Here is a 25,021-nt window from a genome sequence, read left to right as displayed (position 1 = left end):
TGATGGATATCGGGATGATTCGTGGCCTGGGCACCGTCGTGGTGATGGTGGCCTTCATCGGCCTGGCGTTGTGGGTATTCAGTTCTCGGCGCAAGTCCGAGTTCGACGAAGCGACCATGCTGCCCTTCGCGGATGATCCCGAAGCCAGCAAGCACGTCGAGCAAGCGCAAGCGAGCGCTTCTAGGAGTAACAAAGAATGACTACCTTCTGGAGTCTGTACGTCACCGTTCTGAGTCTGGGTACCATCTTTGCCCTGACCTGGCTGCTGCTGTCCACCCGCAAGGGCCAGCGCAGCGAAACCACCGAAGAAACCGTGGGCCACGCCTACGACGGCATCGAGGAATACGACAACCCGCTGCCCAAGTGGTGGTTCATGCTGTTCGTGGGCACCATCGTGTTCGCCCTGGGCTACCTGGTGCTGTACCCGGGCCTGGGCAACTGGAAAGGCCTGCTGCCGGGCTACCAGTACCTGGACAACGAAAACAAGGTGGCCTTTGCCAACGGCGAGTCGGGCTGGACCGGCGTGCACGAGTGGGAAAAGGAAATGGCGCGTTCGGATGCCAAGTTCGGGCCGATCTTCGCCAAATTTGCAGCGATGCCAATTGAAGAAGTGGCCAAGGATCCGCAAGCCCTGAAGATGGGTGGCCGCCTGTTCGCCTCCAACTGCTCGGTATGCCACGGCTCCGACGCCAAGGGCTCCTACGGCTTCCCCAACCTGACCGACGACGACTGGCGCTGGGGCGGCGAGCCCGAGACCATCAAGGCCACCATCATGGGCGGTCGTCACGGCGTGATGCCGGCGTGGGCCGAAGTGATCGGCGAGCAGGGCGTGGCCGATGTGGCCGGGTTCGTGCTGACCAACCTCGATGGCCGCACCCTGCCCAAGGACGCCAAGGCCGACGTGGAAAACGGCAAGAAGCTGTTCGCCGCCAACTGCGTGGCCTGCCACGGACCGGAAGGCAAAGGCACCCCGGCGATGGGCGCGCCCAACCTGACCCATCCGCAGGCGTTCATCTACGGCTCGAGCTACGCCCAGCTGCAGCAGACCATCCGTTACGGCCGCCAGGGCCAGATGCCGGCGCAGCAGGACATTCAGGGCAACGACAAGGTCCACCTGCTGGCGGCCTATGTCTACAGCCTGTCGCACCAGCCAGAGAAAACCGCCGAAGCGCAGTGAACATGCCCCGGCTGTGAAAAGGCCCCGCCAGTGTTGCTGGCGGGGCCTTTTTATTGGCGCAGGCCCCTTCTGCCGGCAAGCCGGCCAAGGGGCCGGATCTGCCACCCACGTGACTCAGGTCAATTGACAAGCTCCACTACACTATCGCCCGCCACTAACCAACGCGACCAAAGGTCGCACTGCACCCTGTACCGCAATGACAGGCGTATCATGCGCCCTAGAGCAGCAACAACTTCTGACTGCGGTCGGCATGTACTGGCCGCGGCACTTTTCCACTGCCGTGGGACTCAATGATGAGCAAACAGATTCCAGTACATGACGTCACCCCACCTGCCAAGAAAGATGCCGGCGGCGTCGACCTCTATGCCGCACGGGAAAAGATCTACACCCGCGCCTTCACCGGCCTGTTCCGCAACCTGCGCATGGCCGGCGGGGCCCTCCTGTTTCTGCTGTACTTCGGTACCGTCTGGCTGAACTGGGGCGGGCACCAGGCCGTGTGGTGGAACCTGCCCGAGCGCAAGTTCTACATCTTCGGCACCACCATCTGGCCCCAGGACTTCATCCTGCTCTCGGGCATCCTGATCGTCGCGGCCTTCGGCCTGTTCTTCATCACCGTGTTCGCCGGGCGCGTGTGGTGCGGCTATACCTGCCCGCAAAGCGTGTGGACCTGGATCTTCATGTGGTGCGAGAAGGTCACCGAAGGCGACCGCAACCAGCGCATCAAGCTCGACAAGGCGCCCATGAGCACCAACAAGCTGGTGCGCAAGCTGGCCAAGCACAGCCTGTGGCTGAGCATCGGCTTCGTCACCGGCATGACCTTCGTCGGCTACTTCAGCCCCATTCGCGAACTGAGCATCGAATTCTTCACCGGCCAGGCCGACGGCTGGGCCTACTTCTGGGTCGGCTTCTTCACCCTGGCCACCTACGGCAACGCCGGCTGGCTGCGTGAGCAGGTGTGCATCTACATGTGCCCGTATGCGCGCTTCCAGAGCGTGATGTTCGACAAGGACACGCTGATCGTGTCGTACGACCCGCGTCGCGGCGAAACCCGCGGCCCGCGCAAGAAGGACATGGACTACAAGGCCAAGGGCCTGGGCGACTGCATCGACTGCACCATGTGCGTGCAGGTGTGCCCGACCGGCATCGACATCCGCGACGGCCTGCAGATCGAGTGCATCGGCTGCGCCGCCTGCATCGATGCCTGCGACACCATCATGGACAAGATGGAGTACCCGCGCGGGCTGATCAGCTACACCACCGAGCACAACCTGTCGGGGCAGAAGACGCACATGCTGCGCCCACGCCTGATCGGCTACTTCGTGGTGCTGCTGGTGATGATCGGCCTGCTGGCCACCGCCTTCCTCATGCGCCCGCTGGTGGGCTTCGACGTGAGCAAGGACCGCGTGCTGTACCGCGAGAACGCCCAGGGCCGCATCGAGAACGTGTACAGCCTCAAGGTGATGAACAAGGACCAGCGCGACCACGTGTACGTGCTCGATGCCTCCGGCCTGCCGGACCTCAAGCTCGAAGGCGCGCGGGAGATCCGCGTGGCGGCCGGCGATATCGTCAGCCTGCCGGTACAACTGTCGATGGCACCGGAAGATCTGCCTTCGACTGCCAACGAAGTCACCTTCACCCTCAAGGACGCCGACGACAACGGCACCCAGGTCGAAGCCAAGAGCCGTTTCATCGGCCCCAACATTCGCTAAGAGAGTAGAGACATGCCTGCAAACGCCTCCAGCCCCTGGCACCACCACCTCTGGCCGTGGATCATCATCGGCGTGCTGGCCACGTCGGTGACCTTGAGCCTGACCATGGTGACCATCGCGGTGAACAACCCGGACAACCTGGTCAACGACAACTACTACGAGGCTGGCAAGGGCATCAACCGCTCGCTGGACCGCGAGCTGCTGGGGCAGAGCCTGAAGCTCAAGGCCAGCGTGCACCTGGACGAGCTGACCGGCGAAGTGGACCTGCGCCTGAGCGGTGACAGCCAGCCGCAGACCCTGGAGCTGAACCTGATCTCGCCGACCCAGCCGGAGAAGGACCGCAAGATCATGCTGACCCGCAGCGAAAGCGAGCCCGGACGTTACCTGGGGCAGTTGAGCGACAAGGTCGAGGGCCGGCGTTTCGTCGAGCTGCTGGGTACCGAAAAGGGCCAGGTATGGCGCCTGTTCGAAGAAGAGCAAGTGGCGCACGACACCACGCTGATGCTGGGTGACGAGGCGCTGCAAGGGGCTGAACACCTCGAGAAATGAGTCGACTGCAATCGCGGGTCAAGCCCGCTCCCACAGGTTTTCGGTGCTCAGACACCCTGTGGGAGCGGGCTTGACCCGCGACAAGGTCACCACCCATCTGCGATAGATAACAATGACCAGCCCCACGCCTTGCTACCACTGCGCCCTGCCCGTCCCGGCCGGCAGCCACTTCACCGCCGTGGTACTCGGCGAACCCCGTGCATTCTGCTGCCCTGGTTGCCAGGCCGTGGCCGAAGCCATCGTCGCCGGCAACCTGGAAAGCTACTACCAGCACCGCAGCGAAGCCAGCGCCAACCCCGACGCGCTGCCCGTGCAACTGGTCGACGAACTGGCCCTGTACGATCGCAGCGACGTGCAGAAGCCTTTTGTGCGCCACACCGGCGAACTCGCTGAAACCACCCTGATGATCGAAGGCATCAGTTGCGCCGCCTGCGGCTGGCTGATCGAAAAGCACCTGCGCAACCTGCCGGCGGTGGCCGAGGCGCGACTGAACCTGTCCAACCATCGCCTGCAGGTGCAATGGGCCGACAGCCAGCTGCCGCTCTCGCAACTGTTGGGTGAACTGCGCCATATCGGCTACGCCGCCCACCCCTACCAGGCCGACCGCGCCGCCGAGCAGCTGGCCAGCGAGAACCGCACCGCCCTGCGCCAGCTCGGCGTGGCCGGCCTGCTGTGGTTCCAGGCCATGATGGCAACCATGGCCACCTGGCCCGAGTTCAACATCGACCTGAGCCCGGAGCTGCACACCATCCTGCGCTGGGTGGCACTGTTTCTCACCACGCCTATCGTGTTCTACAGCTGCGCGCCGTTCTTCAAGGGCGCCGCCCGCGACCTGCGCACCCGCCACCTGACCATGGACGTCTCGGTGTCGCTGGCCATCGGCCTGGCCTACTTCGCCGGGATCTGGACCGCCATCACCGGCAGCGGCGAGCTGTATTTCGATGCAGTGGGCATGTTCGCGCTGTTCCTGCTGGCCGGGCGCTACCTGGAACGCCGTGCCCGCGAGCGCACCGCCGCAGCCACCGCGCAACTGGTCAACCTGCTGCCGGCCTCGTGCCTGCGCCTGGATGCCGACGGCAACAGCCAGCGCATCCTGCTGCGCGAGCTGCAGACCGGCGACCGGGTCCTGGTACACCCGGGCGCGGTGCTGCCCGCCGACGGGCGCATCATCGATGGCCAGTCGAGCGTCGACGAATCGCTGCTGACCGGCGAGTACCTGCCGCAACCGCGCCAGCGCGGCGATGCGGTGACGGCCGGCACGCTGAACATCGAGAGCGTACTGACCGTGCAGGTGCAGGCCCTGGGCCAGGACACCCGACTGTCGGCCATCGTGCGCCTGCTCGAACGCGCCCAGTCGGAAAAACCTCGCCTTGCCGAGATCGCCGACCGTGCCTCGCAGTGGTTCCTGCTGTTCTCGCTGGTGGCCGCCGCGGCCATCGGCCTGCTGTGGTGGGAACTGGACCCCTCGCGGGCGTTCTGGATCGTGCTGGCCATGCTGGTCGCCACCTGCCCCTGCGCACTATCGCTGGCCACCCCCACCGCGCTCACCGCGGCCACCGGCACGCTGCACAAGCTCGGCCTGCTGCTCACCCGCGGCCATGTGCTGGAGGGCCTGAACCAGATCGACACGGTGATTTTCGACAAGACCGGCACCCTCACCGAGGGGCGCCTGACATTGCGCGCCATCCGCCCGTTGGGGACGCTGGACGCCGACCAGTGCCTGACCCTCGCCGCCGCCCTCGAAAGCCGCTCCGAGCACCCGATCGCCCGCGCCTTCGGGCGCACCATCACGGTCGCCGACGACGTGCAGAGCACGCCGGGGCTGGGTCTTGAGGGGCAGGTGGAGAACCGCCGCCTGCGCATCGGCCAGGCCGACTTCGTGTGCGCCCTGAGCCACAGCGCAGTGCCGGCGATGCCCGACGAACCCGGGCAGTGGCTGCTGCTGGGCGACAGCCACGGGCCGCTGGCCTGGTTCGTGCTCGACGACCGCCTGCGCCACGACGCCGCCGACCTGCTGGCAGCCTGCCGTGCCCGCGGCTGGCAGACCCTGCTGCTGTCGGGCGACAGCTCGCCGATGGTGGCCAGCGTCGCCGCCGAGCTGCGCATCGACCAGGCCGTCGGCGGCCTGCGCCCGGACGACAAGCTGCAACGGCTCAAGGCCCTGCAGGCCAAGGGACACAAGGTGCTGATGCTGGGTGACGGGGTCAACGACGTGCCGGTGCTGGCCGCGGCCGACATCAGCATTGCCATGGGCTCGGCCACCGACCTGGCCAAGACCAGCGCCGATGCGGTGCTGTTGTCCAACCGCCTGGAGGCACTGGTGCAGGCTTTCGGCCTGGCGCGCCGCACGCGCCGGATAATCATCGAGAACCTGCTGTGGGCTGGCCTGTACAATGGCCTCATGCTGCCGTTCGCCGCACTGGGCTGGATCACTCCGATCTGGGCGGCGGTCGGCATGTCGGTCAGTTCGCTGATCGTGGTGCTCAACGCCCTGCGCCTTACGCGCATCCGCGAGCTGCCTGCCACCGCCCCTATCGTCGACGCCGCACACCCCGCGACGGCCTGACCCGGAGACCCCATGCCCGCGCTCTACGTCATGATTCCCGCCGCGCTGCTGATCGTCGCGATCGCCGTGTACATCTTCTTCTGGGCCGTGGACAGCGGCCAGTACGACGACCTCGAAGGCCCGGCCCACAGTATCCTGTTCGACGACCAGGACCCCAAGCACCAGGCCGCCCTGGACCAGGCCGAGCCGCGCAAGCCCGACGACAGCGGCGCCCCGCCCCATGCTTGACCTGTTGCCGCTGCTGAGTTCGGCGCTGATCCTCGGCCTACTGGGGGGCGGCCACTGCCTGGGCATGTGCGGCGGCCTGATGGGCGCACTCACCCTGGCCATCCCCAAGGCGCAGCGCAGCCGGCGCTTTCAGCTGCTGCTGGCGTACAACCTGGGGCGCATCCTCAGCTATGCCGCTGCCGGCCTGCTGCTGGGCCTGGCCGGCTGGGCGGTGGCGGGCGGCCCGCTGGCCACCGGCATGCGCGTGCTCGCGGCGCTGCTGCTGATCAGCATGGGCCTGTACCTGGCCGGCTGGTGGAGCGGCCTGACCCGCATCGAAAGCCTGGGGCGCGGCCTGTGGCGGCACATACAGCCGGTGGCCAATCGCCTGCTGCCGGTGTCGAGCCTGCCGCGCGCGCTGCTGCTGGGCGCGCTGTGGGGCTGGTTGCCGTGCGGGCTGGTCTACAGCACCCTGCTGTGGGCCGCCAGCCAGGGCAACGCCACCCACAGCGCCCTGCTGATGCTGGCCTTCGGCCTGGGCACCTGGCCGGTGTTGCTGGCCACGGGGCTGGCTGCCGAGCGCACCAGCGCCCTGCTGCGCAAGCGCGGGGTACGCGTGACGGGGGGCCTGCTGGTGATCCTGTTCGGCCTGTGGACCCTGCCGGGGCCGCACCAGCACTGGCTCATGGGGCACTGAACACCCGTTGATACAAATCAACACGCCCTGACACAACGCTCCCTAGACTCCGGACACTGCCGCCATTCCAGGGACTGCCACCATGCTCGACGCCCTCCACTGGGACCCCGACCTTATTCGCCGTTACGATCTGGCGGGCCCGCGCTACACCTCCTACCCGACCGCCGTGCAACTGCACAGCCAGGTCGGCTCGTTCGACCTGTTGCACGCCCTGCGTGACAGCCGCCGCGCCGCGCGCCCGCTGTCGCTGTACGTGCACGTGCCGTTCTGCGCCAACATCTGCTACTACTGCGCCTGCAACAAGGTGATCACCAAGGACCGCGGCCGCGCCCAGCCCTACCTGCAGCGCCTGGAGCAGGAAATCCAGCTGATCGCCTGCCACCTGGACCCGCGCCAGACCGTGGAGCAGTTGCACCTGGGCGGCGGTACACCGACGTTCCTCAGCCACGCCGAACTGCGCCAGCTGATGACGCACCTGCGTCAGCACTTCAACCTGCTGGATGATGATTCGGGCGACTACGGCATCGAGATCGACCCGCGCGAGGCCGACTGGTCGACCATGGGGCTGCTGCGCGAACTGGGCTTCAACCGTGTCAGCCTGGGCGTGCAAGACCTCGACCCCGTGGTGCAACGGGCCATCAACCGTCCGCAAAGCCTGGAGCAGACCCGCGCGATCATCGAGGCCGCGCGCACCCTGCAGTTTCGCTCGATCAACCTCGACCTGATCTACGGCCTGCCCAAGCAGAGTACCGAAGGCTTTGCACGCACCGTCGAGGAAGTGATCAAGCTGCAGCCCGACCGCCTCTCGGTGTTCAACTATGCGCACCTGCCCGAGCGTTTCATGCCCCAGCGGCGCATCGACAGCAGCGACCTGCCGGCGCCTGCGCTGAAACTGGAAATGCTGCACAACACCATCGAGCAGCTGACCGAGGCAGGCTATCGCTACATCGGCATGGACCATTTCGCCCTGCCCGACGACGAACTGGCCATTGCCCAGGAAGAGTCGACCCTGCAGCGCAACTTCCAGGGCTACACCACCCACGGCCACTGCGACCTGATCGGCCTTGGCGTGTCGGCCATCAGCCAGATCGGCGACCTGTACTGCCAGAACAGCAGTGATCTGAACGAATACCAGAACACCCTCGGCGCCTCGCAGTTGCCCACCAGTCGCGGCCTGATCTGCAACGAGGACGACCGCATCCGCCGCGCGGTGATCCAGCAGCTGATCTGCCATTTCGAACTGGAGTTCGAGACCATCGAGCGCGCCTTCACCCTCGATTTTCGCGGTTACTTCAACGCGCAGTGGCCTGCCCTGCTGGGCATGGCCAAGGACGGCCTGATCAGCCTGGATGCCAACGGGATCAAGGTGTTGCCGGCGGGGCGCCTGCTGGTACGCTCGGTATGCATGGTGTTCGATGCCTACCTGGACCTGCACAACCGCCAGCGGTTTTCGCGGGTGATTTGAATCAGCCCATCAACTCGAACACCTTCGCGACCTGATCAAGGCTCAGGTTCTCCTGCTTCATGGCCTTGTTCAGGTTGGCGGTGGCGGTGGTGATTGCCCCCGTCAGCGTGGCGATCTCACCCTGCAGCGATGAGACCTTTTGCCGCATCTGCTCGGGGGTCAGGGAGTTGTCTCGCATGACGGCCTGCATCTGCTGCATCTTTTCAGCCAGTTGCTGCTGCAGCTTGCGGATGGTCTTGAGGGTCTGCTGGATGGTCTGGGGCAGACCGCTTTCCTCGATGTCCTTGTTGCCACCGCTGCTTTTGGACGCCTGCAGGCCCGCCAGGGACAGGTTGACCCTGACCCCCTCCTTGGCAGGAGCCTCGGCCGGTTGGGCGCTCTGGGCACCGTCGACATTGGTCTTGGCGACAGGGGGTTTGAGTTGGGTTGCAGCGCTATTCAGAGGATTTGAATCGATAGAGAGCATGGACAGTCTTTCCTGTTAAGGACACTATTCCAGGTCATCGGCCAAACATCGCCGATCTTGAGCCCAGCACGCACCAAAAGCGCGCACGCTGGCCTGAACCCGGCCGTCTGAGTTACCCTTACGGCTTATGTGTGCTTTCCCCAGAAGGATCGAATGAAAATGTCCGAGCCAGTTAAACTGCGCCCTCACAACCAGGCCCATTGCAAGGATTGCAGCCTGGCGCCCTTGTGCCTACCTCTTTCGCTGAATCTGGAAGACATGGACGCACTGGACGAAATCGTCAAGCGCGGGCGTCCGTTGAAAAAAGGCGAGTTTCTGTTCCGCCAGGGCGACAACTTCGGCTCGGTTTACGCCGTGCGCTCCGGCGCCCTGAAGACCTTCAGCCTGAGCGACGCGGGCGAGGAGCAGATCACCGGCTTCCACCTGCCCAGCGAGCTGGTCGGGCTGTCGGGCATGGACACCGAGGCCTACCCGGTATCGGCGCAGGCCCAGGAAACCACTTCGGTGTGCGAGATCCCCTTCGAGCGCCTGGACGAGCTGTCGGTGCAACTGCCGCAGCTGCGTCGCCAACTGATGCGGGTGATGAGCCGCGAGATTCGCGACGACCAGCAGATGATGCTGCTGCTGTCCAAGAAGACTGCGGACGAGCGCATCGCCACCTTCCTGGTCAACCTGTCGGCGCGCTTTCGCGCACGCGGCTACTCGGCCAACCAGTTCCGCCTGAGCATGTCGCGCAACGAAATCGGCAACTACCTGGGCCTGGCGGTGGAAACCGTGTCACGGGTGTTCACGCGCTTCCAGCAGAACGGCCTGATCGAAGCCGAAGGCAAGGAAGTACGCATCATCGACCCGATCCAGCTGTGCGCCCTGGCGGGCGGCTCGCTGGACAGCTGACACCTGGCGCAGCAGGTATACTGGCTGGCGTTTGCCCTTCAGGATACCTGCCCCATGCCGACCGATGCGTTCGACCTCAAATCCCTGATCCGCCCGGTAACGGACTTTCCCAAGCCGGGGGTGATCTTTCGCGACATTACCCCGCTGTTCCAGTCCCCTCGGGGCCTGCGCCACGTTGCCGACCAATTCATCGAACGCTATGTCGAGGCTGACTTCAGCCATGTCGGGGCGCTGGATGCGCGCGGCTTCCTGATCGGCTCGATCATTGCCCACCAGCTCAACAAGCCGCTGATCCTGTTTCGCAAGCAGGGCAAGCTGCCGGCCGATGTGCTGGCCGAGGGTTACCAGACCGAATATGGCGAGGCGTTTCTGGAAGTGCATGCCGACAGCCTGTGCGAGGGCGATGCGGTGCTGATCATGGATGACCTGATCGCCACCGGCGGCACCCTGCTGGCAGCGGCCAGCCTGATACGGCGCATGGGGGCGGCCGTGTTCGAGGCGGCGGCGATCATCGACCTGCCGGAGCTGGGCGGCTCGCAGAAGCTGCAGGCGGCAGGGGTGCAGACGTTCTGCCTGACCGAGTTTTCGCTTAGCGAATATTGATGGGGCCGCTGCGCAGCCAATCGCGGGTCAAGCCCGCTCCCACAAGGTGTTACGCAACCCCTGTAGGAGCGGGCTTGACCCGCGATTGGCCGGCACGGTCACAGCGTGATCGGCTTGCGCCCCGCGAACGAATGCGCCAGCGTTCCGCCATCCACCAGTTCCAGCTCCCCGCCCAGCGGCACACCATGGGCGATGCGTGAAGCCACCAGCCCCTTGTCCGCCAGCAGCTGCGCGATGTAATGCGCCGTGGCCTCCCCTTCCACCGTGGGGTTGGTGGCCAGAATCACCTCGGTGAAGCTGCCCTGCTCGGCAATGCGCGCCAGCAACTGCGGAATCCCGATGGCCTCCGGCCCCAGGCCGTCCAGTGGCGACAGATGCCCCTTGAGCACGAAGTAGCGGCCGCGATAACCGGTCTGCTCCACCGCGTACACGTCCATCGGCCCCTCCACCACGCACAGCAGGGTGTCGTCACGTCGTGGGTCGGCGCACTGCGGGCACAGCTCCTGCTCGGTCAGGGTGCGGCACTGACGGCAATGCCCCACCCCCTCCATGGCCTGGCTCAACGCCTGGGCCAGGCGCACGCCGCCGCTGCGGTCACGCTCCAGCAGTTGCAGGGCCATGCGCTGGGCAGTTTTCTGACCCACACCCGGCAGCGTGCGCAAGGCGTCGATCAGTTGGCGAATCAAGGGGCTGAAGCTCATGGTAAAAGGCCTGGCAGATCATCGGTTGAACGGAAAAACGACGATGGGAGCGACAACCGACTGGCTGTGCTCCCACCGAGGGTCACGCAGGCAATGCCTCAGAACGGCATCTTGAAGCCCGGCGGCAGTTGCATGCCGGCGGTCATGCCGCCCATCTTTTCCTGGCTGTTGGCCTCGACCTTGCGCACCGCATCGTTCACGGCCGCAGCGATCAGGTCTTCCAGCACTTCCTTGTCTTCCTGCATCAGGCTGTCGTCCAGGCTGATGCGCTTGACGTCATGGCGACCGGTCATCACCACGCTGACCAGGCCGGCGCCCGATTGGCCGGTCACTTCGGCGTTGGCCAGTTCTTCCTGCATCTTGGCCATTTTTTCCTGCATCTGCTGTGCCTGCTTCATCAGGCCGGCCATGCCACCTTTCATCATGGGAATCACCTCGGTATCAAGTTACTTGGCACACCGCGGCAGACCGCGGTGCTGGGGTAAACGGGTTATTCGCTCTGGGCCACCAGGGCGTCGACAGGTTCAATAGTATCGTGACGCACGGTGGCGCCGAACTGCTGGATCATCTGCTGGATGAACGGATCGTTCTCGATCGACGCCTCGGCCTCGCGCTGACGGTCGGCACGCTTGCGCGACGCGGCCTGGGCCGGGGTTTCCTGCTCGGGGCGGATCAGCTCGATGCTCAGGGTAAGAGTACGCCCAAGGTGCTGGTTGAGCGCATCGTTCAGGCGCCGCTGCTGGGTGGCGTTGAACAGGGCGCTGTGCGCCGGGTCCAGGTGCAGCAGCCAGTTGTCGCCGTCCATCGTGATCAGCGTGCAGTTGGCGGCGATGCTGGCGGTCATGCCCGAAATCGGCAGCAGCGGGAACATCTCCAGCCATTGCAACGCCAGGCCGGTGGCCGGTTGCGCGGCAGGCTCTGGCTCGGGCTCCGGTGCAGGCTCCGGCGCGGTCTCGCTGGCCAGCTCGTCCAGGTAGCTGTAGCCCACCGGGTCGATCTCGGCGTCGTAGTAATCTTCGTCCAGCGGTGGCTCGTCGTCGCGCTCCATGCCCGCCGGGCTATAGCTGGCGTGGTCGGCGATCGGTGGCTCATCGTGATGCGCGATGGCCGGCGCGGGCGCGGCTGGCACGGGCGCAGCAATCGCCTCGGGTTCAGGTTCGGGCTGCGGCTCGGGTTCCGGCTCGGGTTCAGGCGCCGCAGCGAGCTCGGGCGCAGGCGCGGCCGGCTCGTTCCAGGGCAGGTCGACCTCGGGCACGGGCGGCTCGGGTTCGGGCTGCGGGCGGGCAACAGGTTCGGCAACGGGCGTGGGCACGACTGGTGCAGCCACCACCGGCGCGGCGACCGCTGCCACCGCGGGTGGGGAGTCAGCTGTGGCCTGGCTGATCCCCGTCGACTTTAGCGTCGGTGTCGGCGCATCGACGGTGTCGGCCGGGCGGAACGCCAACATGCGCAACAGCACCATCTCGAAGCCGCCACGCGGGTCGGGGGCCAGCGGCAGATCGCGCCGGCCGATCAGGCCCATCTGGTAATAGAACTGCACATCTTCGGCCGGCAGAGCGCCGGCCAGCGCCAGCACGCGGTCACGATCACCCTGGCCGTTGTCCACCGCCTCGGGCAGCGCCTGGGCCACCGCCACGCGGTGCAGCACATTGAGCATTTCAGACAGCACGCCGTTCCAGTCCGGCCCCTGCTCGGCCAGGTGCCGCACGGCTTCGAGCAGGGCCCGTGCGTCCCCTTCGAGCAGGGCCTGGAGCACGCCATAGACCTGGCCGTGATCGAGGGTGCCGAGCATGGCGCGCACATCCGCCGCCAGCACCTTGCCTTCGCCAAAGGCGATGGCCTGGTCGGTGAGGCTCATGGCATCGCGCATCGAACCGTCGGCGGCGCGGCCCAGCAACCACAGGGCGTCGTCTTCGAACGGCACGTTCTCGACCCCGAGCACATGGCTCAGGTGCTCGACCACCCGCTCGGGGGTCATGTTCTTGAGCGAGAACTGCAGGCAGCGCGACAGGATGGTGGCGGGCAGCTTCTGCGGGTCGGTGGTGGCAAGAATGAACTTGACGTAGGGCGGCGGCTCTTCAAGCGTCTTGAGCAAGGCGTTGAACGAGTGGCTGGAGAGCATGTGCACTTCGTCGATCAGGTAGACCTTGAAGCGCCCGCGGCTTGGCGCGTACTGCACGTTGTCGAGCAGCTCGCGGGTATCCTCGACCTTGGTGCGGCTGGCGGCGTCGATCTCGATCAGGTCGACGAAGCGCCCCTCGTCGATCTCGCGGCACACCGAACAGGTGCCGCACGGTGTCGAGGTAATGCCGGTTTCACAGTTGACGCATTTGGCGATGATGCGCGCGATGGTGGTCTTGCCCACCCCGCGGGTGCCGGTGAACAGGTAGGCGTGGTGCAGCCGCTGGTTGTCCAGCGCGTTGATCAGGGCCTTGAGCACATGGGTCTGGCCGACCATTTCGCGGAACGAGCGCGGACGCCATTTACGTGCAAGAACCTGATAACTCATCGAAAACCGTCGGATAGATAGACCAAAGACCGCTAATCCTAGCGGAGCAGGGGCAAAAATGCATCCGCCGTGCATGGGCACGCCGGCCAGTCACCGTTGATCGGACAACGGCCCGGGCTGGCCGGTTGCCTGTCCTCTGACTGAACACGCGCCAGGCAAAGCTTGGTAACCTATGTGCCAATCGTGAAACAAACTGATATATGTCAGCACGACTTATCAGTCATTTCCTACAAGCTAGGCTAAGCTTTATGCCGTTCGTGCCGACCTTGTTCAAGAACGGCATCCATCGTGCAGATGCGCTGCACAGGCAGCGACAAAACAGTCAAACTTATGGCGGTATTTTTTTAACTCGGCGAAAATGCGAAAAACCAGCCCAGAGATAAACAAAATATTGACACTATCAGTTTGATATCACACATTAGCATCCTAGCAGTGTGACAGACCTTATCTGCCCCAGCAGTTGACCAGATAGCCGTAGGCCGGGATTACACATATGAGTCATGCAGACGACATTGGAAATCTGTTCACCAGGTTTGGGGCAAGTGCGGACAGCTATAAAGAAATCGACACCGAGTTCGAATACCTCGAACCCGCGCTGACGGTGGCTGAACCGATCACACCTGCTGCCGCGCCCGAGCCGGTTGCCCCGGTGGCCGCGACCCTGGCGGCCCTGAAGCTGCCGCCGACCCTGGCATCGGTGCCTGCGCCGGTACAGGCACCAGCTCCTGCGCCGGCAGTCGTTGCGGTGCCCGCGCCCGTGAAGCGTATACCGCCCGCTCCCGAACCGGCTGCACAGCCCGCCGGCGCCCCCCTGTCGCTGCGTGAACAACTCGAAGCGGCGGCTCGCCTGCGCCATGCCACGGCCCAGGGGCTGAATCAGGGTGCACTGGAGCATGCCATGCACAAACCGGCACCGACACGCCCCCAGGCCAGCATCATCGCTGTGGTTTCGGCCAAGGGGGGTGTGGGCAAGACCACCTTTGCCGCCGCGCTGGCCAAGCTGCTGGAGCGCCCGCACGGTCGCGTGGTGGCACTGGACCTGGACCCGCAAAACAGCCTCGCCAGCCAACTGATGCTGCCGCGTACCGCCCCCGGTCTGAGCCAGGCTACCGACAGCGACGAACCCTGGAGCATCCACTGCCACCCAGTGCCCGACTCGACCGCCGAATGCCTGCCATTCGGGCACGCCGACGCCACCCAGTTGCGCAGCCTGGAGCAGCGCCTGGCCAACCAGCCTGGCTGGCTGCTGCAGCAATTGGCAACGCTGGCACTGACACCCGCTGACGTACTGATCATCGACATGCCCACCGGCGCCACCCCATGGCTTGCGCCAGTGCTGGAGATGGCCGACCAGGTGGTGGCCCTGACCCTGCCGACTCCAGCCGCCTACCGCGTGCTGGATGAACTGCAGGCCTGGCTTGCGCCCCTGCACCAGCGCAGCCCCGCGCCGCGCTGCAGCTACCTGATCAACAAGGTCGACCCCACCCGCGCGCTGGACCTGGACATGTGCCAGGTACTGCGCCAGCGCATCGGTCGCGAGCTGCTGGGGATGGTCCGTCTCGACCACAGCCTGGACGAAGCCCAGGCCTTCGAATTCGATCCGTTCGTCAAGGTGCCCGACAGCCCTGCCTGCCAGGACCTGCGCGACGTGGCGCATGCCCTTGGCGCCCACCTCGCCCATCACCACCAACAGTCCGGTACCCCATGACCGCCCCCTTAGACCAGGCGTCTGCAGTGCAGGCGCCCAACACGGTTGCGCGCTTGAATGTCTGGCTCGAACGCTTCGGGCAATGGCCCGCCCCGGTGCTGCGCGCGCTGAAGATCGGTGCCGGCCTGATCGGCGCCCTGCTGCTGGTGGCCGTGGTCACCGCCCCCCTGGAGCTGGAGCGCCAGTTCGCCTTCGCCGCCCTGTGCTTCGCCTGCCTGCTGATACTGCGCAAGCTGCCCGGGCGCCTGCCAGTGCTGGCCATGGTGGTGTTGTCGCTGGTGGCCACCCTGCGTTATGTGTACTGGCGCGTCACCGACACGCTGGGCTTCGACAGCTGGCTGGATATCGTGTTCGGCTACGGCCTGGTGGCAGCAGAGTTCTATGCCCTGGTGGTGCTGGCGTTCGGCTACATGCAGACCGCCTGGCCCTTGCAGCGCAAGCCCAAGATTCTTACCCAGGACCCCAAGGACTGGCCCACGGTGGATGTGTTCATCCCCACCTACAACGAAGCGCTGAGCATCGTGAAGCTGACGATCTTCGCCGCCCAGGCCATCGACTGGCCGCGCGACAAGCTGCGCGTGCACGTGCTGGATGATGGCCGCCGCGACGATTTTCGCGAGTTCTGCCGACAGATCGGGGTCAACTACATCGTGCGCGCCGACAACGTCCACGCCAAGGCCGGCAACCTCAACGAGGCCCTGAAGGTCACCGACGGCGAGTACATCGCCATTTTCGACGCCGACCACGTGCCCACGCGCTCCTTCCTGCAGGTGGCGATGGGCTGGTTCCTCAAGGACCCGAAACTGGCCCTGCTGCAGACCCCGCACTTCTTCTTTTCGCCCGACCCGTTCGAGAAGAACCTCGACACGTTCCGCTCGGTGCCCAACGAGGGCGAGCTGTTCTACGGCCTGGTGCAGGACGGCAACGACCTGTGGAACGCCACCTTCTTCTGCGGCTCGTGTGCAGTGATCCGCCGCAGCCACCTGCTGGAAGTGGGCGGCGTGGCCATCGAGACGGTGACCGAAGATGCGCACACCGCGCTCAAGCTCAACCGCAAGGGCTACAACACCGCGTACCTGGCGATCCCCCAGGCTGCGGGCCTGGCCACCGAGAGCCTGTCGCGGCACATCAGCCAGCGCATCCGCTGGGCACGCGGCATGGCGCAGATCTTCCGTACCGACAACCCGTTCATCGGCAAGGGCCTGAGCTTCGGCCAACGCGTGTGCTACGTGAACGCCATGCTGCACTTCTTCTACGGCCTGCCGCGCCTGGTCTTCCTGACCGCGCCGCTGGCGTACCTGATCTTCGGCGCGCAGATCTTCCACGCCTCGGCGCTGATGATCACCGCCTACGTACTGCCGCACATCTTCCACGCCAGCCTGACCAACTCGCGTATCCAGGGGCGCTTTCGCCATTCGTTCTGGAACGAGGTCTACGAGTCGGTGCTGGCCTGGTACATCATGCGCCCGGTACTGGTGGCGCTGATCAACCCCAAGCTCGGCGGCTTCAACGTGACCGACAAGGGCGGCATCATCGACAAGGAATACTTCGACTGGGAGCTGGCGCGCCCCTACATCATCCTGCTGACCCTGAACCTGATCGGCATGGTGTTCGGTGTGGTGCAACTGATCTGGGGCGACCCGGCCGCAGCCATCACCATCATCATCAACCTGGCCTGGACGATCTACAACGTGATCATCACCAGCGCTGCCGTTGCGGTTGCCAGTGAAACCCGCCAGGTGCGTTCCGAGCCGCGCGTGCGCGCCGAGCTGCCGATTCAGGTGCAGACCGCCGACGGCACCACCATCGACTGCACCACCGTGGACTTCTCGCAAAAGGGCGTGGGCTTCAAGCTTCCCGAGGGCCAGAGCCTGCACAAGGGCCAGGACATCCAGGTGATCCTGATGCGCAAGCAGCAGGCCTGCGTACTGCCGGCCACCGTGGTGTTCAGCCGTGGCGCCATGGTCGGGGTGCAGTTCAAGCCGCTGACCTTGCGCCAGCAGAGCGACTTCGTGCGCCTGACCTTCTCGCGGGCCGACACCTGGGCCGCAACCTGGGGTGGCAGCAAGCCCGACACCCCGTTGAGCGCCCTGCACGATGTGAGCCGCATCGGCGTGCGCGGCATCATGGACCTGGCCCAGGCGACCCTCAGCGCCTTGCGCCATCGTCGCTACAAGCGCAAGCAAGCCCCCACCCACCTCGAACCTTCGTTGGACTCGCAATGACCGTCATGCTTCATACCGACCAACAAGTGAACCTGTCGCGCCGTTCTCGCCGTCTGCTCGCCGGCTCGCTGCTGTGCCTGGGCAGCCTGCTGCAACCTGCCCAGGCCGATGAGGTCGCGGCCAGCGCAGCGGCGCCCGCCACGGAGCCCGCCGCCAGCGAAACGGCGCCGGCGGCACCGGATGCGGCCGGCGAAAAGTACCAGCTCAGCCTCAAGCAGCTGGGCAAGAACTACACCATGAGCCTGCGTGGCGTGGAGTCGACCGACACGGTCAACTTCGACGTGCGGGCCGACGAGGTGGTGACCGGCGCGCAACTGACCCTGCAATACACCTATTCGCCAGCGCTGCTCAGCGACCTCTCGCAGATCAACATCATGGTCAACGACGAAGTGGCCGCCAGCCTGCCGTTGCCCAAGGAAAACGCCGGCGTCCTGCAAAAGCAAGTGATCGACATTCCGCCGTACCTGATCACCGAGTTCAACCGGCTCGGCGTGCAGTTGATCGGCCACTACACCATGCAGTGCGAAGACCCGCTGCATTCGAGCCTGTGGGCCAAGATCAGCAACGAAAGCCAGTTGAGCCTGCAGGTCAAGCCGGTGGTGCTGCCCAACGACCTGGCCCTGCTGCCGCTGCCGCTGTTCGATCGTCGCGACCCACGCGCCCTGAGCCTGCCGTTCGTGTTTGCCGTGGCCCCCGACAACACCACCCTCGAAGCGGCGGGCGCGGTGTCGTCGTGGATCGGTGCACTGGCCAGCTACCGTGGCGCAAACTTCCCCACCAACCTGCACAGCCTGCCCGCCAGCGGCAACGCGGTGGTGCTGGTCAACACCGCCGAGGCCAACCAGGTCGAGGGCCTGACGCTGCCCGACCTCAAGGGCCCGACCCTGTCGCTGGTGAGCAACCCCAACGACCCGCACGGCAAGCTGCTGGTCATCGCCGGACGCGACAGCGCCGAACTCAAGCGTGCCGCCACCGCCCTGGTGATCGGCTACCGCAGCTTCTCCGGCCCCAGCGTGCAGATCGACACCGTCAATGCGCTGCAGCCACGGCAGCCGTATGACGCGCCCAACTGGCTGCCGACCGATCGCCCGGTGCGCCTTGGCGAGCTGATCGACCCGCGTCAGCTCAATGTGTCGGGCTACAACCCCGGCATGATCACCGTGCCGGTGCGCCTGCCACCCGACCTGTTCAACTGGCGCGAACAGGGCGCCCGGCTGGACCTCAAGTACCGCTACACCCCACAGCAGACCTCGTCCAACTCTTCGCTGCTGGTGAGCTTCAACGACACTTTCATCAAGTCGATGAACCTGCCCTCGATCGAGCGCCTGGGCGGCGGCGACAGCCTGCTGGCAGCCCTGAAGAAAGACGACAGCATCGCCCGCGAGGCGAGCATGCTGCTGCCGCTGGACTCGGTCGCCCTGCAGTCGCGCCTGCAGTTCCGCTTCATGTACGACTACATCAAGCAGGGTGAATGCCGCGACATCATCATCGACAACATGCGCGGCGCCATCGACCCGGACTCCACCCTGGACCTGAGCGGCTACGACCACTTCATCGCCATGCCCAACCTGGGCGTGTTCAAGGACAGCGGCTTCCCGTTCACGCGCCTGGCCGACCTGTCCGACTCGGCGGTGATCCTGCCCGACAACGCCGGCAGCGCCGACTGGAGCGCCTACCTCACCGTGCTCGGACGCTTTGGCGACTCCACCGGCTACCCGGCCACCGCCGTCACCGTGGCCCAGGCCGGCCAGGTCGATGCCCTGGCCGACAAGGACCTGCTGGTGCTGGCTTCCGGCGACAACCAGCCACTGCTCAAGACCTGGGCCGACTACCTGCCCAGCAGGACCCAGGACGCCAGGCATTACGTGGAGTTCTCCGACCTGCCGATGCGCCTGCGCGAATGGATCAGCCCCGATCCCAAGGCCAACCTGCGCGCCGCGCGCGGTGCGCTCACCTTCACCGGCGAGAACCGCAGCTCGTACGTCACCGGGTTCGAGTCGCCGCTCAAGAGCGGGCGCAGCGTGGTGGTGCTGTCCAGCCCGCAGCCGCAGAACCTGGTGGAGGTCACCGACGCCCTGATCGGCGGCGAGCAGTACACCCAGGCACTGCAAGGCAGCCTTGTGGTGATCAACGGCAGGAATGTCGAATCGCTGGTGGCCGAGCAGGCCTACTACGTGGGGCACCTGGGGCCGTTCCGTTACATCCAGTGGCTGCTGTCCCAGCATGTACCGGCGCTGCTGCTGTTGACCCTGCTGGGGGTTGCCCTGGTCAGCCTGGTGGCGTTCTTCTCGCTGCGCGCCCAGGCCAAACGTCGCCTCAACATCGAGTAATCGCATGCCTCTGCCAACCGGACACACCGCACCGTTGCCCGCCAGGCGTCCGCGCTCGCTGCTGCGCCGCCTGCTGGGCGCCAGCGCCCTTACCCTGCTGCTGCCCGGCGTGAGCCAGGCCAACAGCTGCCAGGCCGACCCCTGGCCGTTGTGGCAGGTGTTTCGCCAGCACTTCGTGCAGCCCGACGGGCGCGTGCTCGATGCCAGCACGCCGCAGCAGCACAGCTCGTCCGAAGGCCAGTCCTACGCGATGTTCTTTGCCCTGGTGGCCAACGACCAGGCCAGCTTCGACAAGCTCTGGCTGTGGGCCAGCAACAACCTTGCCGGTGGCGACATCAAGCAGAACCTGCCGGGGTGGATCTGGGGCCTGGACGACAAGGGCCAGTGGCGCCTGCTGGACCACAACTCGGCCTCGGACGCCGACCTGTGGTTCGCCTACGCGCTGAGCGAGGCCGCGCGGCTGTGGAACACCCCGGCCTACAACGCCCAGGCTGCCCAGCTGCTGGCCAATATCAAGGCCCGCGAAGTGGCCGAGCTGCCGGGCCTGGGCATGATGCTGCTGCCCGGCGTGGAGGGCTTTGCCAAGCCCGATCACTTCTGGCAGCTCAACCCCAGCTACCTGCCGGTGCCGGTGCTGCGACGCCTGGCGGTGGTCGACCCCAAGGGGCCGTGGAGCCAGATCGCCCGCAGCACCGCCAGCCTGATCAAGGGCGTGAGCCACAACGGCTATGTGGCCGACTGGGTGGGCTACCGTGGCACCGGCCCGGACAAGGGCCTGTTCGTGATCGACCCGGTCAAGGGCGAAACCGGCAGCTACGACGCCATCCGCACCTACCTGTGGGCCGGCATGACCCCGGCCAAGGACCCACTGGCCAAGCCGATCCTCGACAGCCTCGACGGCATGGCGCGCAGTGTCGCGACCCACGGCGTACCGCCAGAGAAAGTGCAGGTGCAGGCCAACACCAGCAGCGGCGATGGCCCGTTCGGCTTTTCTGCCGCCCTGCTGCCGTATTTCAAGGCGCGCCAGCAGCCCTGGCTGCAGGAACAGCAGCGTGCCCGTGTCGACCAGCTGATGAGCAAAAGCCTGAGCCCCGAAGCGCTGCAGGCCAGACAACCCCCTTACTACGACTTCGTGCTGAGCCTGTTCGCCCTCGGCTTCATGGATGATCGTTACCACTTCCTCGACGACGGGAAGCTGCAACCACTCTGGGAGACTTCATGCCCTCGCGCCGCCAAACCCTAGCCATTGGGGTGCTTGCCGCCCTGATCCACAACAGCAGCTTTGCCGAGCTCAGCGAGAACGGCAAGGTCCTGCTGGAACAGGGTCAATACTGGCAGGCCCGCAAAGACACCACCCGCGCCACCGAGGCATGGCGCAAGCTGCTGCTGATCGATCCGCAGCAGGCCGACGCGCTGTACGGCCTTGGCCTGCTGGAGCTTGATGGCAATCGCCCGCAGGGCGCCAAGCGCTACCTCGACCAGCTCAGGCAGGCGCACCCCGGCGAGCGTCAGACCCTGTTGCTGCAACAGGAGATCGCCCTGCACAGCGCCGATAACACCGCGCAACTGGAGCAGGCCCGCCAACTCGCCGAATCGGGCGAGCTGGATCAGGCTGTGGCGGCATACCGCACGCTGTTCAGTGGCAGTGCACCCCAGGGCGAACTGGGCCTGGAGTTCTACAGCTACCTGGGCTACACCGCCACCGGCTGGCAGGAAGCGCGCCAGGGCCTGGAGCGCCTGCAGGGCCAATCGCCGGACAACCCCAAGATCAAGCTCAACCTGGCCAAGCTTCTGCTGCGCAACGAAAGCACGCGGGTGGAGGGCATTCGCCGGCTGGCGTCCTATGCCAACGACCCGGTGATCGGCAGTGAATCGATCGAGGGCTGGCGCCAGGGCCTGTCCTGGCTGGGTGCGCCGCGCCCCGCCGAGGTGCCGTTGTTCGATGCCTACCTCAAGGCCTACCCGGACGACGAAGAGATCCGCAACCAGCTCAAGAGCGGTGCCCGTGCCAGCCAGGCCAGCGCCGTCCAACGCCAGAACAGCCACCTGGTGCGCGGCTTCAAGGCGCTGGACGCCAACGACCTGCCCCAGGCCGAGCAGTCGTTCCAGGCCCGTTTGCGCGAGCAGGCGCAGGATGCCGACGCCCTCGGCGGGCTGGGCATCGTGCGCCAGCGCCAGGGCCGCCTGGGCGACGCCGATGCACTGTTCAAGCAGGCCATCAGCCGTGGCAACAGCAGCCGCTGGCAGAGCGCCCTGCAAGGCAACCGCTACTGGGTGCTGCTGGACCAGGCCAATGCCGCCCGCGACGCCGGCAATCCGCAAGACGCCCGCGAGCTGCTGCAACGCGCCATCGCGATGAACCCGCGCCAGGTGCAGGGGCCTATCAGCCTGGCCGACCTGCAGGCCGCCCAGGGTCAGTTCGACAGCGCCGAAACCACCTATCGCCAGGCCCTGAGTCTGGATGCCGGCAACCCCGATGCGCTGCGCGGGCTGGTCAGCGTGCTGGCGCAGAACGGCAAGCTGGGCGAAAGCCAGCGCCTGATCGACGGGCTCAGCGATGCCCAGCGCGAACGCCTGGGCGACCTGCGCGTGCTGCGCGCGGCCATCGCCGTAGGCCAGGCCCGCGACGCCGAGCGCAGTGGCGACCTGGCCGGCGCTCGCAAGGCGCTGGAAGAGGCCGTGCGCAACGACCCGCAGAACGTGTGGGCGCGTTACGACCTGGCGCAGGTCTACCTCAAGAGCGATGCCTCCGGCAAGGCGCGCCAGACCATCGACGAGATGCTCAAGGCCAACCCGCAGCGGGCCGAGGCGCTGTATGCCAGCGCGCTGTTCTTCAGCCGCCTGGGCGAGTGGCAGTCGGCCCAGCGCAGCCTGGCGCAGGTGCCCACGGCCCAGCGCAGCGCCGCCATGCACACCCTGGCCGAAGAGATCGAACTGCACCTGCTGACCCGCCAGGCGGCAGACCTGGCCAAACAGGGCCAGCGCCAACAGGCCATGAAGCTGCTGCAACGCGCCGAACCGGCAGCGGCCAACAACCCCGGCATGCTCTCGGCGCTGGCCGCGACCTATATCGATATCGGCCAGACCGAACATGCGCTGGGCATGCTGCGCACCGCCATTGCCCAGAGCAGCACGCCCTCCCCGTCCCTGCGCCTGGCCTATGCCGGCGCACTGCTCAAGGCCGGCGACGACGTGCAGGTGAACCAGATTCTGCGCGAGCTGCGCAGCCAGCCACTGCAGGCCGGCGACCAGCGCAGCTACGACGACCTGGTGTTCCAGTACACCGTGCGCCAGGCCGACCTGCTGCGTGAAAAGGGCGACCTGGTGGCCGCCTACGACACCCTCGCCCCGGCCCTGGCGCAACACCCGCAAGACCCGCAGGCAGTGTCGTCGCTGGCGCGCATGTACCTGGACAACCGCAACCCGGCCAAGGCGGTGGAGCTGTTCACCCCGCTGCTGCGCCAGTACCCGGACAATGCCGACGTGCAGATGGGCGCCGCCCAGGCCTTCGTACAGGCCGGCGATGCCGACAAGGCCGAGCGCGCCGTTGAAAAGGCCCTGCAACTGGCCCCGCAGAACCCGCAGATTCTCACCAGTGCTGCCGGCTATTACCGTGGCCGCGGCAAGCTGGCCAAGGCCGAGCAGCTGTATGCCCAGGCCCTGGCCTTGCAGGCGCCGCCGGAGCAGAACGTGCTCAACCCCTTCGGCCAGGCGATTGCCGTCAACCCCTTCGTCGGCCAGCCGGGCCAGCGCAAGCAGTCGCGCCTGAGCGAAACGGTGCTGGCCGAAATTCCCGAGCCGGCACAGACCCAGGTCAGCAGCCGCGCCAGCGAAGCGTTCGACGCACCGGTGCTGCTGGCCAGTCGCGACAACGAACCTGGCCTGCGCACGGCCAGCCAGGCCACGCCGCAGCTCGCCACGCCGGCACCGGTCGACCCGCGCGCCGCGCTGCAGACCGAGCTGGATACGATTCGCGAGGCGCGCAGCCCGCAGATCAAGCAGGGCGTCACCTTTCGCAGTAACGACAGCGAATCGGGGCTGGGCAAGATCACCGATGTAGAGGCGCCGCTGGAGATCAGTTTCCCCGTCGGCGACGATCGCATGGCCTTGCGCGTTACCCCGGTATCGCTCAACGCCGGAGGCGTGAGCAGCGACCCGGCGAATCGCTTCCGCTTTGGCGGCTTTACCGCCGAGCAAATTGCCAACCTGGCCAATGCTGGCACCGAAGCACAGATCGAGCAGGCAGCCTCCGACCTGTTCTTCGGCAGCACCGGCAAACAGAAGGATTCGGGCGTCGGCTTCGCGGTAGCCTATGAGAACCCGTCGCTAGGGCTCAAGAGTGACCTTGGCGTAAGCCCGGTCGGGTTCCTCTACAACACCGTTGTCGGCGGCATCAATCTGGATCGCCCGTTCAGCGAAGGCAGTAACTGGCGTTACGGGCTCAACCTGTCAAGGCGTTCCGTGACCGACAGCCTGACATCCTTTGCCGGTGCCCGCGACGCGCGCAGTGGTCTGGAATGGGGCGGTGTGACTGCCAACGGGGGTCGCCTGCAAGTGGGCTACGACAATCAGCGCTACGGCGTCTACGGCTACGGATCCTGGCACAAGCTGATCGGTCATAACGTCGACGACAATACCCGCACCGAACTGGGCAGCGGTATCTACTGGTACCTGCTGAACAACCAGGACCAGCGCCTGACTGCGGGCTTGAGCGTTTCGGGTACCCACTACGCCGAGAACCAGAGCTTCTTCACCTATGGTCACGGCGGCTACTTCAGCCCACAGAACTTCTTCTCCATCGCCATTCCGGTGAACTGGGCCCATCGCGGGCCGGACTGGAGCTACCAGGTCAACGGCTCAGTCGGCATGCAACATATCGAGCAGGACGGCGCACCTTACTTCCCGCGAGACCCGCGTCTGCAATCGGCATTCGATCAGGCGTCGCAGCTTCTGGCTGAAAACGACGTCGACTTTCGCACCCGTTACTCATCTCAAAGCAAGACCGGCATCGGCTACTCGCTGGGCGCCAGTGGCGAATACCGGCTGGGCGATGGGTTCTTCTTCGGCGGCACCCTGGGTGTGGACAACGCCCGCGACTACCAGCAATGGACCGGTGGCCTGTACCTGCGCTACCTGTTCAACGACGGCCGCGGCGCCATGCCGTTGCCCGTCAACCCGTACCGTTCCCCTTATTCGAATTGATTTGCAGGAGTAT

19 protein-coding genes are annotated in these 25,021 nt (G+C 65.8%); 15 read left to right on the top strand and 4 right to left on the bottom strand.

Features of this window, described 5'->3' with window-relative positions; translation table 11 throughout:
• Positions 1–2: 2 nt before the first annotated feature.
• The 8 genes from KH389_RS08990 to hemN all read left to right on the top strand — a co-directional run bounded on the left by KH389_RS08990 (position 3) and on the right by hemN (position 8,370).
• Complete coding sequence (locus tag KH389_RS08990) at positions 3–200, top strand: CcoQ/FixQ family Cbb3-type cytochrome c oxidase assembly chaperone (RefSeq protein WP_043862418.1); 198 nt, start codon at positions 3–5, stop codon at positions 198–200.
• Complete coding sequence (gene ccoP / locus KH389_RS08985) at positions 197–1,177, top strand: cytochrome-c oxidase, cbb3-type subunit III (RefSeq protein WP_043862384.1); 981 nt, start codon at positions 197–199, stop codon at positions 1,175–1,177. The genes KH389_RS08990 and ccoP overlap by 4 nt, the downstream gene beginning before the upstream one ends.
• A gap of 293 nt (positions 1,178–1,470) precedes the next feature.
• A complete protein-coding gene (gene ccoG / locus KH389_RS08980; RefSeq protein ID WP_043862383.1) occupies positions 1,471–2,886 on the top strand; it encodes a cytochrome c oxidase accessory protein CcoG in 1,416 nt (471 codons plus the stop codon).
• A gap of 12 nt (positions 2,887–2,898) precedes the next feature.
• Positions 2,899–3,435 (top strand): FixH family protein, encoded by a 537-nt coding sequence (locus KH389_RS08975; protein WP_043862382.1) that lies wholly within the window; start codon positions 2,899–2,901, stop codon positions 3,433–3,435.
• A gap of 112 nt (positions 3,436–3,547) precedes the next feature.
• Complete coding sequence (locus tag KH389_RS08970; RefSeq protein ID WP_054915578.1) at positions 3,548–6,001, top strand: heavy metal translocating P-type ATPase; 2,454 nt, start codon at positions 3,548–3,550, stop codon at positions 5,999–6,001.
• A gap of 12 nt (positions 6,002–6,013) precedes the next feature.
• Positions 6,014–6,229, top strand: coding sequence for a cbb3-type cytochrome oxidase assembly protein CcoS (gene ccoS / locus KH389_RS08965; RefSeq protein ID WP_054915579.1), 216 nt, complete (start codon positions 6,014–6,016; stop codon positions 6,227–6,229).
• Positions 6,222–6,905 carry a sulfite exporter TauE/SafE family protein gene (locus tag KH389_RS08960; protein ID WP_043862379.1) on the top strand — a complete coding sequence of 228 codons (684 nt, stop codon included), beginning with the start codon at positions 6,222–6,224 and terminating at the stop codon, positions 6,903–6,905. The genes ccoS and KH389_RS08960 overlap by 8 nt, the downstream gene beginning before the upstream one ends.
• Before the next feature lie 82 nt (positions 6,906–6,987).
• Positions 6,988–8,370: an oxygen-independent coproporphyrinogen III oxidase gene (gene hemN / locus KH389_RS08955; protein ID WP_058542025.1), complete on the top strand. Its 1,383-nt coding sequence runs from the start codon at positions 6,988–6,990 to the stop codon at positions 8,368–8,370.
• 1 nt (position 8,371) lies between these two features.
• Here the strand turns inward: hemN and KH389_RS08950 are convergent, their stop codons facing one another.
• Positions 8,372–8,836 (bottom strand): hypothetical protein, encoded by a 465-nt coding sequence (locus KH389_RS08950; RefSeq protein WP_043862377.1) that lies wholly within the window; start codon positions 8,834–8,836, stop codon positions 8,372–8,374.
• 159 nt (positions 8,837–8,995) lie between these two features.
• Here KH389_RS08950 and fnrA point away from each other — a divergent pair, with 159 nt between their 5' ends.
• Together fnrA and KH389_RS08940 are read left to right on the top strand one after the other, a co-directional pair.
• Positions 8,996–9,730, top strand: a complete 735-nt coding sequence (gene fnrA / locus KH389_RS08945; RefSeq protein ID WP_043862376.1) for a Crp/Fnr family transcriptional regulator FnrA — start codon at positions 8,996–8,998, stop codon at positions 9,728–9,730.
• Positions 9,731–9,784: 54 nt separating this feature from the next.
• Positions 9,785–10,333, top strand: a complete 549-nt coding sequence (locus KH389_RS08940) for an adenine phosphoribosyltransferase (protein WP_054915581.1) — start codon at positions 9,785–9,787, stop codon at positions 10,331–10,333.
• A 98-nt stretch (positions 10,334–10,431) separates the two neighbouring features.
• Here the strand turns inward: KH389_RS08940 and recR are convergent, their stop codons facing one another.
• The 3 genes from recR to dnaX form a co-directional block, all read right to left on the bottom strand.
• Positions 10,432–11,034 carry a recombination mediator RecR gene (gene recR, locus KH389_RS08935; protein WP_043862374.1) on the bottom strand — a complete coding sequence of 201 codons (603 nt, stop codon included), beginning with the start codon at positions 11,032–11,034 and terminating at the stop codon, positions 10,432–10,434.
• Between the two features lie 98 nt (positions 11,035–11,132).
• Positions 11,133–11,459: a YbaB/EbfC family nucleoid-associated protein gene (locus tag KH389_RS08930; RefSeq protein ID WP_010226011.1), complete on the bottom strand. Its 327-nt coding sequence runs from the start codon at positions 11,457–11,459 to the stop codon at positions 11,133–11,135.
• Positions 11,460–11,524: 65 nt separating this feature from the next.
• The gene (dnaX, locus tag KH389_RS08925; RefSeq protein WP_213607233.1) at positions 11,525–13,543 is read right to left on the bottom strand and encodes a DNA polymerase III subunit gamma/tau; all 2,019 of its coding nucleotides are present in this window, start codon (positions 13,541–13,543) and stop codon (positions 11,525–11,527) included.
• A gap of 493 nt (positions 13,544–14,036) precedes the next feature.
• Here dnaX and bcsQ point away from each other — a divergent pair, with 493 nt between their 5' ends.
• The 5 genes from bcsQ to KH389_RS08900 are packed head-to-tail and all read left to right on the top strand — an operon-like array spanning position 14,037 to position 25,008.
• Positions 14,037–15,251, top strand: coding sequence for a cellulose biosynthesis protein BcsQ (bcsQ, locus tag KH389_RS08920; protein WP_104572237.1), 1,215 nt, complete (start codon positions 14,037–14,039; stop codon positions 15,249–15,251).
• Positions 15,248–17,476: a UDP-forming cellulose synthase catalytic subunit gene (gene bcsA, locus KH389_RS08915; RefSeq protein ID WP_058542029.1), complete on the top strand. Its 2,229-nt coding sequence runs from the start codon at positions 15,248–15,250 to the stop codon at positions 17,474–17,476. The genes bcsQ and bcsA overlap by 4 nt, the downstream gene beginning before the upstream one ends.
• Positions 17,473–19,806, top strand: coding sequence for a cellulose biosynthesis cyclic di-GMP-binding regulatory protein BcsB (gene bcsB, locus KH389_RS08910; RefSeq protein WP_043862370.1), 2,334 nt, complete (start codon positions 17,473–17,475; stop codon positions 19,804–19,806). The genes bcsA and bcsB overlap by 4 nt, the downstream gene beginning before the upstream one ends.
• Before the next feature lie 4 nt (positions 19,807–19,810).
• Positions 19,811–21,049 (top strand): cellulose synthase complex periplasmic endoglucanase BcsZ, encoded by a 1,239-nt coding sequence (gene bcsZ, locus KH389_RS08905; RefSeq protein WP_080922885.1) that lies wholly within the window; start codon positions 19,811–19,813, stop codon positions 21,047–21,049.
• Positions 21,025–25,008, top strand: coding sequence for a cellulose synthase subunit BcsC-related outer membrane protein (locus tag KH389_RS08900; RefSeq protein ID WP_213607232.1), 3,984 nt, complete (start codon positions 21,025–21,027; stop codon positions 25,006–25,008). Before bcsZ ends, KH389_RS08900 begins: the two co-directional genes overlap by 25 nt.
• Positions 25,009–25,021 lie beyond the last annotated feature (13 nt).

This window comes from Pseudomonas qingdaonensis, assembly GCF_018398475.1.
In the GTDB taxonomy this organism is placed as follows: domain Bacteria; phylum Pseudomonadota; class Gammaproteobacteria; order Pseudomonadales; family Pseudomonadaceae; genus Aquipseudomonas; species Aquipseudomonas palmensis.
Note: the sequence above shows the minus strand (reverse complement) of the source record. Positions and strands in the feature narration are given on the sequence as shown.